This window comes from Levilactobacillus acidifarinae DSM 19394 = JCM 15949, assembly GCF_001434835.1.
GTDB classification, from domain to species: Bacteria; Bacillota; Bacilli; order Lactobacillales; family Lactobacillaceae; genus Levilactobacillus; species Levilactobacillus acidifarinae.
Map to the genome: position 1 here is coordinate 454,780 of NZ_AZDV01000026.1, position 13,993 is coordinate 468,772.

10 protein-coding genes are annotated in these 13,993 nt (G+C 54.8%); all 10 read right to left on the minus strand.

The window, feature by feature from the left end:
• Positions 1-158: 158 nt before the first annotated feature.
• Positions 159-848 (minus strand): glycerophosphodiester phosphodiesterase, encoded by a 690-nt coding sequence (locus tag FD25_RS09895; RefSeq protein WP_057804325.1) that lies wholly within the window; start codon positions 846-848, stop codon positions 159-161.
• Between the two features lie 16 nt (positions 849-864).
• A complete protein-coding gene (locus FD25_RS09900) occupies positions 865-2,226 on the minus strand; it encodes an ABC transporter substrate-binding protein (protein ID WP_057803774.1) in 1,362 nt (453 codons plus the stop codon).
• Entirely contained in the window at positions 2,223-3,047 is an 825-nt protein-coding gene (locus FD25_RS09905; RefSeq protein WP_057803777.1) for a carbohydrate ABC transporter permease, read from the minus strand. Before FD25_RS09905 ends, FD25_RS09900 begins: the two co-directional genes overlap by 4 nt.
• The gene (locus FD25_RS09910) at positions 3,044-3,994 is read right to left on the minus strand and encodes a carbohydrate ABC transporter permease (protein WP_057803779.1); all 951 of its coding nucleotides are present in this window, start codon (positions 3,992-3,994) and stop codon (positions 3,044-3,046) included. Before FD25_RS09910 ends, FD25_RS09905 begins: the two co-directional genes overlap by 4 nt.
• The gene (locus FD25_RS09915) at positions 3,951-5,069 is read right to left on the minus strand and encodes an ABC transporter ATP-binding protein (protein WP_057803781.1); all 1,119 of its coding nucleotides are present in this window, start codon (positions 5,067-5,069) and stop codon (positions 3,951-3,953) included. Before FD25_RS09915 ends, FD25_RS09910 begins: the two co-directional genes overlap by 44 nt.
• Before the next feature lie 161 nt (positions 5,070-5,230).
• Positions 5,231-7,840 carry an ATP-dependent chaperone ClpB gene (gene clpB / locus FD25_RS09920; RefSeq protein WP_057803783.1) on the minus strand — a complete coding sequence of 870 codons (2,610 nt, stop codon included), beginning with the start codon at positions 7,838-7,840 and terminating at the stop codon, positions 5,231-5,233.
• A 139-nt stretch (positions 7,841-7,979) separates the two neighbouring features.
• Entirely contained in the window at positions 7,980-9,221 is a 1,242-nt protein-coding gene (gene pepT / locus FD25_RS09925) for a peptidase T (protein ID WP_057803785.1), read from the minus strand.
• Positions 9,222-9,276: 55 nt separating this feature from the next.
• The gene (locus FD25_RS09930; RefSeq protein ID WP_057803786.1) at positions 9,277-10,083 is read right to left on the minus strand and encodes a Nif3-like dinuclear metal center hexameric protein; all 807 of its coding nucleotides are present in this window, start codon (positions 10,081-10,083) and stop codon (positions 9,277-9,279) included.
• The gene (locus tag FD25_RS09935) at positions 10,070-10,777 is read right to left on the minus strand and encodes a tRNA (adenine(22)-N(1))-methyltransferase (protein ID WP_057803788.1); all 708 of its coding nucleotides are present in this window, start codon (positions 10,775-10,777) and stop codon (positions 10,070-10,072) included. The genes FD25_RS09930 and FD25_RS09935 overlap by 14 nt, the downstream gene beginning before the upstream one ends.
• Before the next feature lie 177 nt (positions 10,778-10,954).
• Entirely contained in the window at positions 10,955-13,939 is a 2,985-nt protein-coding gene (locus FD25_RS09940; RefSeq protein ID WP_225428517.1) for an MMPL family transporter, read from the minus strand.
• Positions 13,940-13,993: the final 54 nt, after the last annotated feature.

The window sequence follows — 13,993 nt, forward strand, 5'->3', positions numbered from 1 at the left end:
TTTGACTCGCTTTTGGCTTGGCTTCAGTCGTTTAGCGTTGGTTCTAAGGTCGTTGGACCAAAAATCGGCAAGAATTCCCAGCTGAGGAATCCTTGCCGATTAACCATTAATTCTCCGCCACCTAACCATCTTGGGAGCAACTTTAATCAACTCCACCGCTACTTGACCAATAACAAGCGGTCCCGTAACCGCATCATGTTCATAAAGTCATCGGTAAAGATTCCCGCCACGGGTCGCTCGAATAGGTCGCAAGCCACCTGCGGATCATCGACCGTCCAGATGCGCTCCGTCACGGGGGCGTGTTGGTAATGACTCAGGTGCAGGCCGCTTAAATGCTCGTTAGCCACGAAGGCCGCCGCGTTGACCACCGGATGGTCCGTCAGCCAGCAGTAAGACGCGTCGGGGGCCAGTAACTGGCACGCCCGTAACGAGGCCAACCGAAACGACGAAAAGATCACGGGTCGGGCCAGCGAAAAGTTCCGTAACGTCGCCAAGACAATTCGCTCAATCCCCGGGTACCGAACCTTGTTGGTTTTGAATTCGAGGTTTAACTGAACGTCGCATTGCCCCACCAGTGTCAGAAATTCCGTTAAGGTCGGAATGACTTCCCCCCGGTCGAGGTGAAACTGTCGAAGTTCCGCCAACGTGTAGTTTTTTAATAATCCCGTGCCGGTACTGGTTCGATCCAACGTCTCATCGTGCATGATCACGGGAATCTGATCCTTGGTGAGCTGCACGTCAAATTCCAGCCCGTCGACGTGATGGTCTAGCGCGTAGCTAAACCCCGCTAAACTATTTTCGGGAAACTGTGCCGGGTAACCCCGGTGCCCAAAAATTGCCGTTTTCATCATAAAAATCCCTCCTCTATTTCTGGTAACCGTTTGCCCGGTTATTATTTTGAACGTAGGACGTCATTGCCCGCTGCGCCGTACTTAGTGCCCGGCGCGGGTCGGCGCCTTGATAGATCTGTTCCATGGCCGTTTGGGTCAAGTTACGTTCCTGAATCAGACCCTGTAAAAAGATTCCCGAGTTCGTCTGGTTCGGTGCCGTTGCCCGCAGCTGATTGCCCGGCACCCTAGTCGCTGGGAGTTTTCGAAACAGGGCGCGTAACGCGGGTGTCTGAGCCGACCGTTGGTTCAGGGCCAAATACCCCGTAGCGACCTGCCAAGCCGCCTGACTCTTAGCCGTCATCAGGTACTTGATAAAGTCCCAGGCGCCCCGTTGGACGTGGGCCGACTTATCGTTTGACAACCAGAGCGACGCGCCCCCGATGGCGACCCCGTTGGCCCGCTTGCCGACCGGATGGGGGTAGTCGCTGATGCCCAACCGATCGGGATTTCCCGTGGTCAGTTGGCCGATGAGGGCGGAGCTTTGAAGAAACATTCCCAGTCGTCCGGACAAGAAACTAGCCGTTTCGTTGCTTTGGGCGTTAGCGCCGGCACCGTAGTTCACAAAGATGCCCCGTTGAAGGTTCGTTTGAATCCAGTGCATCGCCGTTAACGCCCCCGGACTGGTAAAGTTAACCTCAGTCGGTGTGCCGGTATGCCCGTCGTGCTGGTTCGCCAATTCCTCACCCGAATTGGCCAGAAACTGTTCAAACAACCAGCCGTAGATTTCCACCGTCATCCCCTGGACCTTGTGGTGCGACCGGTCCGTTAACTGGGTCGCGACCCGGGTAATATCTTGATAGGTCGGTGCGACCGGCGGGGGCGTAATGTGGTATTTTTTCAGTAACGTGGCGTTGTAGTACAGCACCGGTTGTGACGTGTTGAACGGCATCGACAGTTGCACGCCCCGGTTCGCGTAAAAGGCCCGGGCTCCCGGTGCAATCTGCTTCAAATCGTAGTGGTCCTCGTCAATATATTTCTGGACCGGGGTGATGTTTCCCGTGTGGGCCAGTTGACTGGTCGAGATGTCCATGGACTGAAAGACCGCCGGGGACGCCGTGGTCCCGTGGGTATCGATCACCTTTTGAACGGCCTCGTTATAGTTCCCCTCAAATTCGGGGACTACCTGGTAGGTCGTCTGTGAGCGATTGAACCCTTGGACCAACCGTAGAAGTTCCTGCTGCGCGGGACCCGTCATTTCGTGCCAAAAAAGGATTTTAGTCCGGTGCGGGACGGCCCGCGCCACCGCGGCTTGGTGCGTGGCCCAACCAGTGCCGATCAACGTCACGCCCACCACTAGCAGGGCTAGCCAACCCCATAACTTTCGTATTCGTTTCATGATTTTGTCGCTCCCTGATTAAGTCCGGTCTTAAAGAAGTGCTGACCCACGAACAAAACGATCAACGTGGGCAACACCACGATCACGGCACTGGCCTGAATCATCCCCCAATTATTAAACGTTTCTTGGGACTGAAGTTGCCGTAAGCCGTCCTGGACGGGGCGAAAACGGTCGCTAAAGGTGGTCAACATCGGCCACAGGTATTGATTCCAACTGCCCAAAAAGCTGTAGGCCGCTAGCGTCACCAAACTGATCCGCGCGTAAGGCAAGACCACGTGCCAGTAAAACTGCCAAGGATTAAGGCCTTCGATGTCCGCGGCTTCTTTAAGTTCTCCCGGAATCTGCCGAAAGGCCTGGCGTAACATGAAAATGCCAAACGCCGAGGTCAAAAATGGCAAGACCAAGATTGCATAATGGTTCAATAAATTGAACTGCCGCGCCGTGGCGAAGTTTGGAATCACCTCAGCTTCAAAGGGCAACATCATGGTGGCCAAGATGACGTAGAATAAGGCTTCGCGCCCTTTAAAGGTCAAAAAGACAAAGGCGTAGGCCCCCAAGGAACACAGCAAGACCTGGGCAATCGTGGTCAGAGTGGCAATCACCAAACTATTCAGCAAATACCGAAGAATGGCCGTCTGGTGGACGGCCGCCCCGTAATTGGCCAACGACACGGGGCCCCCGATTAAGGCCCCCTTAGCAATCTCGGCCGTGGGTAGCAGACTGGTCCACACGCCCAGAATAAAGGGCCCTAAAATCAGTAAGGCCAACAGTCCCAAGCCCAGGTACCGCCAAATCAGATGTCGGTTATTAATTTGCATCATTCATAGGTCACTCGCTTTTCCAAAAACTTGAACTGTACCCACGTCAATCCCGCAATCACGACGGCTAAAATCATCGACTCCGCACTAGCCTGTCCGTAATTCCCGGTCAGAAACGCATCCCGGTAGACTTGATAAACCATCAGGTTCGTCGCGTTATTCGGCCCCCCCGCCGTCATCAAGTCGATCAGCCCAAAGCTCTTAAACGCCCCAATCAAGGTCACGGTCGCCGTAAAGAACAGGGTGGGCGAAATCATCGGGAGCGTCACGTGCAGGAATTGGTAACGCGGTGACGCGCCTTCAACGGCCGCGGCATCGTAGAGCGTGGTCGGCACCATCTGCAGGGCCCCGAACAAGATCAAAAAGGTAAACCCGAGGTTCATCCACACCGTAGACACGATAATGGCGACCATGGCCCAGCCGGGGGTGGTTAACCAGTTGATCACCGGGAGATGCAGACTCGCCGCCAATTGATCGAGTAACCCGACCGATGGACTAAAGATAAACAGCCAGAAGATGGCGGCCACCGAGACCGACACCCCCATGGTGGCGGAAAAGATGGTCCGAAACCACCGAATTCCCGCCAATTTTTGCACGGCGGCCTGGGCCAAGAGCACCCCCACCGTTAGCGTCAACACCACCACGCTGAAAACGTAGATCAGGGTCGCCTGAAAGCTGGCCCGGTAAGCGCTCGACGCCAGCAAGGTTCCGTAGTTTTTAAGCCCCACGAAAACGGTGGGGCGACCCACGTTGTTCGTTAAAAACAAACTAAGATACAGGGTTTTGAGCATCGGATAAAAAACGAAAATTCCGAGTACCACCAATGAAGGGCCCAGAAACGCCGCCGCAACATACTTATCGTGGCGATGTCCGTTGAAGCCTCGCGGTCGTTCTTTGGCCACCGATTTAGCTTTGGTCGGCGACGGAAACGGTTTGTGCGTCATTTCCATGCACCACGCCCCCTTCCAGCGTCATCCGGGCACGCCCCTGCGCGTCAAACACGTAAAGCGTTCCCGTTAGTTGAACGGCCACTCGGTCGCCCGGGCGATAATCAGCCGGGGCCACCCCAATCAATTCCAACGCGGTTCCATCCGGTAGTTGGGTTTCTAGTAACGTCTGGGCCCCTAAGTATTCCACGGTTTGGACCGTGGCACAGGGCGCCCCCGTGCCGGCCGGTAGCACCGTAATGGCGTTCGGCCGAATGCCGACCGTATAATCGGCCACCGGTAGCGGTCGGGGAAGCGCCACCTTTAAGGTCTGCGCCAAAGTTAATTCGGTTGCCTCGCTGACCCGTGCCGGTAGTAGGTTCATGCGTGGCGCCCCAAAGAAGCTGCCCACAAAGGTGTTTGCGGGATGGTGATAGAGGTCTAACGGTGTCCCGATTTGTTGGACCTGGTGATCGTGTAAAACCATGATATGGTCCGCCATGGTCATGGCTTCCACCTGATCGTGGGTCACGTAGATCACGGTCAACCCCAGCTGTTGTTGCAACCGCCGCAATTCCGTGCGCATCTTGACCCGGAGTTGCGCGTCCAAGTTAGACAACGGTTCATCCATTAAGCAAAGTTTAGCCTCGCTGGCAATCGCTCTGGCCAGGGCAACCCGTTGGCGTTGCCCGCCGGATAGATCCCGGGGTTTACGGTCCCGAAACGCGGTCAAATCAACGAGTTGAATCGCGCGGGTAACCCGTTGGTCAATTTCGGCCGGGGGGAATTTACGGGCCTTCAACCCGAACGCCACGTTCGCCTGGACCGAAAGAAACGGAAACAGCGCATAACTTTGAAAAACCATGGTGAGCTGCCGTTCCTTAGGCGGTAAATCCGTCACGACCCGACCATTGATCTTTAAATTTCCCGCCGTGATGGGAGTCAGTCCCGCAATCATTCGTAGCAACGTACTCTTGCCGCACCCCGACGGTCCCACAATGGCAAAAAACTCTCCGCTAGCGATCCGGGCACTCACGTCATGTAGGACCCACTCATCGGGTTGATAAGTCTTTCCTAATCCTGATAACTCAATCGACATTCTGCCACTTCCTTATCATTTAGCGTTAGGTTCAGTGTAGGGACCGCGTGTAAAGAGCGCGTATGTTCCCTGTAAATGCTGTGTATCGTTACGATAACTTTTTCGATATAAACGTCAAAATCCCGGAACGACCAGTGGTCATCCCGGGATTCGAAGAAACGTTAATTTTCAGATTTAGTCTGGCGGGCATGGGTAAAGCTCAACTGATCGTCGGCCACATCGATGGTAATCAGACTGTGGGCGGGAATCTTCCCGGCAATCAGTTCCTTGGCCAGCGGCGTTTCCACGTGCATGGTAATGAACCGTTGCAGTGGTCGCGCCCCGTACGCTGGCAAGTAACCCGCCTTAGCGATCCAGGCTTGAGCGGCCGGCGTAATCGTCAGGTCCAATTGCTGGTCGTGTAACCGGGTTGCCAGATGGCCAATCAACTTGACCACGATTTGTTGAACGTCGGCTAAGGTCAACGGCGTAAACATGATGGTGTCGTCGATCCGGTTCAAAAATTCTGGGCGGAAGTGGGCTTGTAAGAGTTGCGCCACCTGTTTTTGGGCCTCCGGTTGAATGTGGCCCTGGTCGTCGGTCCCCTGTAACAGGATGTCCGACCCCAGGTTTGACGTCATAATCAAAATGGTGTTCTTAAAGTCCACGGTTCGGCCCTGACTGTCGGTCAACCGTCCGTCGTCCAAGACCTGTAGTAAGAGATTAAAAACATCGGGGTGGGCCTTTTCCACTTCGTCAAACAACACAATGGTGTACGGGTTGCGCCGCACGGCCTCGGTCAACTGGCCTCCCTCTTCGTAGCCCACGTAACCGGGCGCCGCTCCGACTAACCGGGACACGGATTCCTTTTCCATGTACTCACTCATGTCGATGCGGACCATGTGGTCTTCGCTATCAAACAGGTTAGCCGCTAACGCCTTGGCCAGTTCGGTCTTCCCGACCCCGGTCGGCCCCAGAAAGAGGAAGGAGCCTAACGGTTTGGTCGGGTCCTGTAGCCCGGCGCGCGACCGCAACACGGCATCGGCCACGGCGCTGACGGCTTGGTCTTGTCCCACGACCCGGTCGTGTAAGCGATCGGCCAATTTCAGCAACTTCTCCCGTTCGCCCTGAACCAGCTTGGTGACCGGGATACCCGTCATGCGGCTGACTACGGCCGCAATTTCGTTGGCCGTGACGGATTCGGAGACCAACCAGTGTTTCTGTTGATCCTGGGCCTCCAGACCAGCGAGTTCTTTTTCCAACCGTGGAATCGTGCCGTGTTGTAATTCGGCCGCCTTGGTCAGGTCGTACTGGCTTTCGGCAGTCGTCAAATCCCGCTTGGCCTGATCCAACTCGGTCTTCTTGTCGCCTAACTGGTGGATGGCCGATTTCTCGTCGTTCCACTGGGCACTCAACCGGTCAACCTTTTCTTTGGTATCGGCCAGTTGTTTCTTCAGTTCCTTCAAACGCGCCTGCGACGCCGCGTCGGTTTCCTGCTTCAATGCGGTCTGTTCAACCTGCATGCGCATCATCTGACGACGGGCCTGATCCAATTCCGTGGGCGCCGAGTTCATTTCCACCCGGATGGACGCGGAAGCCTCGTCGACCAGATCAATGGCCTTATCGGGTAAGAACCGGTCGGTTAGATACCGGTCGGATAATTTGGCCGCGGCCACCAGCGCGTTATCGTGAATCCGCACGCCGTGGTGGATCTCAAAACGTTCACGGATGCCCCGCAAGATGGTGACGGTGTCTTCCACGCTAGGTTCGTTGACCACGACACGTTGGAACCGCCGTTCGAGTGCCTTATCCTGTTCCATGTATTGGCGGTACTCGTCTAACGTCGTGGCCCCAATCAGGTGTAGTTCGCCGCGGGCCAGCATCGGTTTTAACAGGTTGCCGGCGTCCATACTTCCTTCGGCCTTGCCGGCACCTACGATGTTGTGGATTTCGTCGATAAACATGATGATTTGGCCGTCACTCTTGGTGACCTCCTTCAAGACGGCCTTCAACCGTTCCTCGAATTCTCCGCGGTACTTGGCCCCGGCAATCAAAGACCCCATGTCCAGCGAGAAGAGCGTCTTATCCTTCAGGTTGTCGGGGACGTCACCGCGCACGATGCGTTGGGCCAGGCCCTCGACAATGGCCGTCTTCCCGACCCCGGGTTCCCCGATTAAGACCGGATTGTTTTTGGTTTTACGTGATAGGATCCGAATGACGGACAAAATTTCGTCGTCGCGCCCAATGATGGGATCGATTTTACCACTGCGCATGGCCTTAACCAGGTCGGTCCCGTACTTTTCTAGGGCCTTGTACTGGTCTTCTTGGTTCTTCGAGGTCACCCGTTCCCCCCCACGAAGTTGGTCAACGGCCTGCTTCAGCTTGCTAGTGGTTAATCCTCGTTGCTTTAAATAGTCGGTCAGACTTTCACCGGTCAAATGCATCACGGCTAAAACCACCGTGTCGATGGCCAAATAATCGTCGTGGTATTTCTCGCGGAGTTGGTCCGCTTGTTGTAAGAGTTCGGTTAGATTATTGGAGAAGGTTTGGCCGTACTGCACGCCACTCCCCGTCACCTGACTAATCCCGTCTAACTCCCGGTCAAGTTCGGCGTCTAATTGCACGACGTCGACGCCCGCGTCTTGAAACAACTGCCGGGCTAACTCCCCGGGTTGGACGAGAAACTTGAATAAATGGGCGACCGTGACGGCCTGGTGTTTCCGGGTCACGGCAATTCGTTGAGCCTCACCGAGCGCGTCGGTCAGGGCTTGGGTCATTTTTTCTGGGTCCATGAGGATTCCTCCGTTTCAAATTTAACTTAAATCGTTAGACTAAAAAAGAGGCAACCAACGGTCAACCTCAATTTTCAATCATATTCTAACTGATTTTAGACCAAATTCAAAATAATTTGACCAATTTTGACTAATTAATTTAAGCCTGCTGTTCCGCTAACGCCACAATCTTGATCAGGACGTCGGTGGCCTTTTCCATGGTCTGCTCGGAGACGTACTCGAACCGGCCGTGCATGTTTTCGCCCCCAGCAAACAGGTTCGGCGTTGGTAACCCCATGAACGAGATCTTCGAGCCATCGGTTCCCCCGCGAACCGGGAAGATCAGTGGCTGAATATCAAGGTCTTCGAGGGCTTGTTTGGCCAGTTCAACCACGTGCATGTCCTTTTCGAGAACTTCGCGCATGTTGTAGTACTGATCCTTGAGGGTGACCTGAACCCGGTCTTGACCGAAGGCTTGGTTCAGCTGATCGGCCACGCCCTGGAAGAGCCGCTTACGATCTTCGAAGATCTGCCGGTCGTGATCCCGGATGATGTAGCTAAGGTGCGCCGAATCCACGTCGCCGGTCATGCTGTACAGGTGGAAGAACCCTTCACGGCCTTCCGTATTTTCCGGCCGGTCGTGAACCGGTAAGCCCGCGTGAAAGTCCATGGCCACCTGAGAGGCATTGACCATGACCCCCTTGGCCTCGGCGGGATGCACGTTGGTCCCGGTAATCTCGACCTGAGCGTCCGCTGCGTTAAAGGTTTCATATTCTAACTGTCCCAGGGGACCCCCGTCGACCGTGTAAGCAATGTCGGCCCCAAAGTCGGCCACGTCAAAGTGGTCCGCCCCGGTCCCAATTTCTTCGTCCGGTCCCAGCCCGATTTTAATCTCACCGTGCTTGATTTCCGGATGTGCCAATAGATACTCGGCGGCCGCCATAATTTCGGCAACTCCGGATTTATCATCGGCCCCGAGTAGCGTCGTGCCGTCGGTCGTGATCAGGGTATCGCCCCGGTAGTTCTTTAAGTTCGGAAAGACCGCCGGATCCAACGTGTACTTCCCCGCGGCGTCCAGCTTAATCACGGACTGGCCGTCGTAGTTCTCGACAATTTGGGGTCGGATGTTTTCACTGTTGAAATCCGCGGTATCAAAGTGGGAAATGAACCCAATCTTGGTCACGGCTTTAGCGGTGTTGGCCGGTAACGTCGCGTACACGTAGGCCGATTGCGGGTTGATATGCACGTTGTTCAGGCCAATCGCGGTCAGGTCTTGCACCAGCCGGTTGGCAAACTCGGTCAGACGGGGCGTCGACGGAATCGTCGTCGATTGCGGGTCCGAACGGGTGTTAACCTTCACGTAGTCCAAGAAACGGGGAATCAGGTTTGCATACTTTGCCAAAAAAATCACTCCTCAACTTAATTTGTCACCATCGTTAGTTTACACGCCGGTCCGGTTAAAGAAAAGTAAACGGGTCGGTGTTTAGGGTTGTCGCCTGAATGGCCACGTCCCAGTTATTTTCGCCGGCCCAGGTGGTAAATAGCTGGGTCAGTTGCGGCTGACAGATACTTTCAATGTGGTGCCCGGGATCGATCACACTCAACCCCGCCGCCAACATGTCGTGGGCCGGGTGGTAAGACACGTCCCCGGTCACGTACACGTCGGCGTGGTGGGCCAAAGCCGCGGGGTAGAATTCACTACCACTGCCCCCCAAGACGGCCACTCGCTTGACGGACGCTGCCGGCGTGTGGCTGATCAACCGTAACCCCTTCAGTCCAAAGACAGTCTTACAGTGTTCGGCAAACGCCCGGACCGTCGTCGGTTGGGCTAGTTCACCCACCCGGCCCATGGTCACGGTCGGTGTTGCGCCTTGTCCGTTACTGGGAACCAGGCCCTCACAATTTTGCAAATCCAACGCCGTGGCCAACCAATCGTTCATCCCCCCTGGCGCACTATCCAAATTCGTATGGGCCGCGTACACCGTAATGTGGTGGGCCAGAATGGTCGCGTACATCTGGTTTTGCGGCACACTCAGATCTAGCGTTTTGGCCGGGTGAAACATGGCCGGGTGATGGGCAAAAATGAAGTCGGCCCCCACGTCAATGGCTTCTTGAACCGTTTCCGGCCGTACGTCTAGTGTGACCAAAATTTTATGCACCGGGGCGTTTAAATCCCCCAACTGTAACCCGGGCACGTCCCAGGGTTCCGCCCAGGACTTTGGGGCAAATTGTTCGAAGCGTTCCACGAACTCACGCGCGCGCATGGGCTAAGACCTCCTCAATCTGGTGTAATTCGGCGGTCAATGCCGCCACCTTAGCAGTGGGCACTTGTTTGGCCCCCTGCATCTGCTGTAAGACCTCGCGGGTTCGCTGGGCCTCGTGCTGCCACTTGGCGATAAAGGCGTCGTTCGGTGCCGCCAAGAGAAACGGGCCGAACCGTAACTCGTCGGCCGTATAGCTGACCGTTTCGGTCGTCCGGTCGGCCACCAGGACTTCGTAGATGTGGCCGTCTTCGGCCAAGATCTCTTCGGCCACCAATTTAAACCCATGGGTCATTAAGAATTGACGAATCTGGTTGGCACTAACGTTGGGCTGTAAGACCAGGCGCGTCACGCCCGCTAACCGGTCAAAATCCTGGGTCAAAATATTGGTGATCAGCGTGCCGCCCATCCCCGCAATGGCGACGGTGTCGACGTGGTCTCCCGGTTCGATGGCCTGTAAACCGTTGGCCAATCTAGCGGTCAAGCGGTCGCTAAAGCCCTCACGTTGGATCTCGTGTTGGGCGTTTTCAAACGGACCGCGCACTACCTCACCGGCGACGCCCCCCGCGATGATTCCCCGTTTCAGGAGGTTAACGGGCAGGTAGGCGTGATCGGTCCCAATGTCGGCCAACCGGCTTCCCTGGGGAATGTATCGGGCCACGGTCGCTAGGCGCCGTGACAAGTGGTCTGCATCCATATCATAACTTCCTCTCTAAATTGACGGTTTACCCTTTAGTATAAGCTAAGTCGATGGTTTTAGATACCCAGTTTAACGCTACCACCGGCCCCTTCACTCATCAAAAAAGTAGCCGAAGCCCGCGACTGAAAAGTCTGGGACCCCGACTACTTTAAGTGACCTAACGCTTTTAACGACTTACTCTTTTTTCTCCGTTTCGCGGGCCTCAGCATTCGCGTGCCGGGCGATTCCGGAATACGGGTACGGGTAGGTAATCTTCATGACCGCTGGCATCACGATTGGCAGCAGGATAATCAGTAAGACAATCCCTAAAATCACGGCCAACGCAATTTGAATCAACGTCATGACCCCGGATGGAATCAACGCGGCAAACGTCCCGCTCAAGATGATGCCGGCCGAGATGACCACGGTCCCAATGACCGTGGCGGCCTGAAGCATCTTGGTGCTGGTTGCCCCGGGTTCGTGCAGGTACTCGCGGTACTTACGCATCAGGAAGATCGAGTAATCGACCCCTAACGAGATCAACATGACAAACGTAAAGAACGGTGTGTTCCAAGTCAACATGTTGGTGCCCAGTACCGGTTTGGCCAACCAGTGAACCAGCGTTAAGGCGCCGGAGTAGGCCAGAATCAAGATACCTTCGATCACGATTGGTTGAACCAACGACCGGGTCACCACCATTAGGGCGATAAAGATCCCGGCTAACATGATGATCACCGTCCGCGTAAAGTCACCGGACGCCATCTCATTAATGTCGTTGGTCTGTGAGGTGTTGCCTCCGAAGGCCACTTGCGCGTGTCCCAAACTGGTTCCTTTGAGCGACCCGTTGACGATCTTTTCCAGCTTCGGCAGACGCGCCATTGCCGCCGCGGAGCTAGGATCATCGTCTAAGACCACCGTCAGTTTAGTCAACTTCTTGTTCGGTGACAAGTAAGTCTTCAAGGCCGGTGCAAACGACTTACCATGCAATTGCTTGGTTGGGATGTAGAAGGTTTTCGCTGCCGCGGACTTTTGTAAGCCCTTCAGGTAGGTATTTGCCGAATCAACCCCCGTCGAAACGCTCGACAGCCCCGTCGTAGCAGACCCTAAGCCCGCACTCAACGTGGTTAATTGTTGGCTCATATCTGCCAATTGTGTCGCCATGGTTTGGTTCCCCGTGGCAACCTGACTGGCGCCCGAGGCCAACTGCGCAACGGAGCTCTGTAGAGTCTGTGTTGAACTCTGAAGGGCCTGGAGTTGCGTGGCGACCGCTTGATCGGCAGTTCCGATGGCGGCGGTGTCGTTGGCGATTTGCGTCAACGACCGACTTAACGTGGCCTGAAGTTGCTGTTGCGTTGTGGCCTGTTGCGCCAGAACACTGGCCAATACCTGCTTTTGCGTCGCGGACAATGGGGCCCCCGCCGCCGTAAAGGCCGCTGCGACGTTCGTTGAACTACTTGACGTCCCCGAAGCACTGGCGACCGCACTTTGAATTGTTTCAAGTTGGGTCTTAATGTCTTGGGCCTGCGTGCCAATCGTGGTCAGTGAACTCGTCACCCCACTGGTACTGCTAGAACTCCCGGAAATCTGGGTATTCAATTGTTGTAACCCTTCGTTTAGTTGTTCAGAGCCGGTAGCCAACTTTTTAGCGTCGCTGACCGCACCGGAAACATCCTGGCTGCTCAACTTTTTATTGGCCGACTTGAGCCCCTTATTAATCTTATTGACCCCTTTACGGGCTTTATTCAACCCCGTGGTAACGGAACCCATCTGCTTGTGCACGTAAAGACTCTGAATGGCCTTACCACCCGGTTGCGTAGCGGAAGCGACCGTTTTGACTCCCGGCGTTTGTTGCAGTTGTTTCGTTAATTGGTCCACTAACTTCAAGGAGTCTTCGTTATCTAGCTTATGGCTACTCTGAATGTAAATCGTGGTCGGTTCGGCCGTCCCCTTGGAGAAGTGTTGCTGAACCACCTTGAACCCTTGCTTGGCAGGCACGTTATCGCCAATTTCCACCAAGTTATCGTAGTCTAAGGTACCGTGGGACGTCAAAGCCAGTGGGATAAAGATAATCCCGACCAGGACTAACGTAATGACGGGACGAATCATCGAATGTTTAGCCATGTTGTGCCAGAGTCGGCTATCGCCTTCACCCTGGAACTTCTTGACCGGCCAGAACATCTTCGGCCCACAAATCGCCATGAAAAACGGGTTTAACGTCAACAGAACCGCTAATAAGACCACGACCCCCACGGCAATGCCGACGGCGGACCGGTACAGCGAGAAGTTGGCAAACCCCAAGACGCTCATCCCGATTAACACGGATAGCCCGGAATATAACACCGTGCGGCCTCCAATTCGGATCGCCTCTTTAGTGGCAGTATAGCGATCTTTACCGTTGGCCAAACGCTCTCGAAACTCGTTATATAGCAAGATATTATAGTCGGTCCCAATCCCGAACAACACGATCACGATGAAGACTTCCGTGAAGTTGGAGAACGGGAAGTTGAAGCGATCGACTAAATTAGCGACCACCGAAATCGAGGTGATCACCGAAACCGCCACGGTCAGTAACGAAAACAGTGGGGTAATCGGCGAACGGAAGACCAACCAAAGAACTAAGAAAATAAAAATGGCGGCAATAATTTCGGTCTTCTGGACCCCGGCCTGCGTGGCATCCGAGAAGTCTTGGTTCAAAACGTCCGCCCCGGTCACGTAGGTGGTCACCCCGCTGGTCTTGGCCAATCGGGTAATCTGCGAGCGAATCGTCGTGATGGAATGACTCGACGACTTGTGGACGTTTAACTGTAGCAACTGGGTACTCTTATCCTTAGAAATCAACTGCGAAGCGGCCGTGGCGCTATCACTGGCCGCCGTAACGGAACGAATCTGATATTGATCCTCGTGATTTTTAATCCGTTGAATCGTGTGATCGATGGCGGTCTTTTGGGTCCCCGTCAAAGCCGAGTCGCCGTTATTAAAGACCACGACCACGGCCGTCGTTCCCCGTTGTGAACGCCCCCATTGTTTTTGCATGTTGGTGGCCCGGGTACTTTGATAGCTACTGGGCACGGTAATCTGCCCTTTATCGGCAACTAATTTACTCATGTTGGGAATCGTGATGACGGCCAGTAGCACAATAACCAACCAGCCGATCACGTTCCAGATGTAGTGTTTATTCATCCAGCGCAAAACGTGAAAAACCTCCTAAAAATTCAATTCTCTCTTGCTTAGGTC

What these genes read in the sequence shown, in the direction of transcription:
- FD25_RS09895 (WP_057804325.1), bottom strand. Translation starts at nt 848, where the DNA reads ATGAAAACGGCAATTTTTGGGCACCGGGGTTACCCGGCACAGTTTCCC.
- FD25_RS09900 (WP_057803774.1), bottom strand. Translation starts at nt 2,226, where the DNA reads ATGAAACGAATACGAAAGTTATGGGGTTGGCTAGCCCTGCTAGTGGTG.
- FD25_RS09905 (WP_057803777.1), bottom strand. Translation starts at nt 3,047, where the DNA reads ATGATGCAAATTAATAACCGACATCTGATTTGGCGGTACCTGGGCTTG.
- FD25_RS09910 (WP_057803779.1), bottom strand. Translation starts at nt 3,994, where the DNA reads ATGGAAATGACGCACAAACCGTTTCCGTCGCCGACCAAAGCTAAATCG.
- FD25_RS09915 (WP_057803781.1), bottom strand. Translation starts at nt 5,069, where the DNA reads ATGTCGATTGAGTTATCAGGATTAGGAAAGACTTATCAACCCGATGAG.
- clpB (WP_057803783.1), bottom strand. Translation starts at nt 7,840, where the DNA reads ATGGACCCAGAAAAAATGACCCAAGCCCTGACCGACGCGCTCGGTGAG.
- FD25_RS09930 (WP_057803786.1), bottom strand. Translation starts at nt 10,083, where the DNA reads ATGCGCGCGCGTGAGTTCGTGGAACGCTTCGAACAATTTGCCCCAAAG.
- FD25_RS09935 (WP_057803788.1), bottom strand. Translation starts at nt 10,777, where the DNA reads ATGGATGCAGACCACTTGTCACGGCGCCTAGCGACCGTGGCCCGATAC.
- FD25_RS09940 (WP_225428517.1), bottom strand. Translation starts at nt 13,939, where the DNA reads ATGAATAAACACTACATCTGGAACGTGATCGGCTGGTTGGTTATTGTG.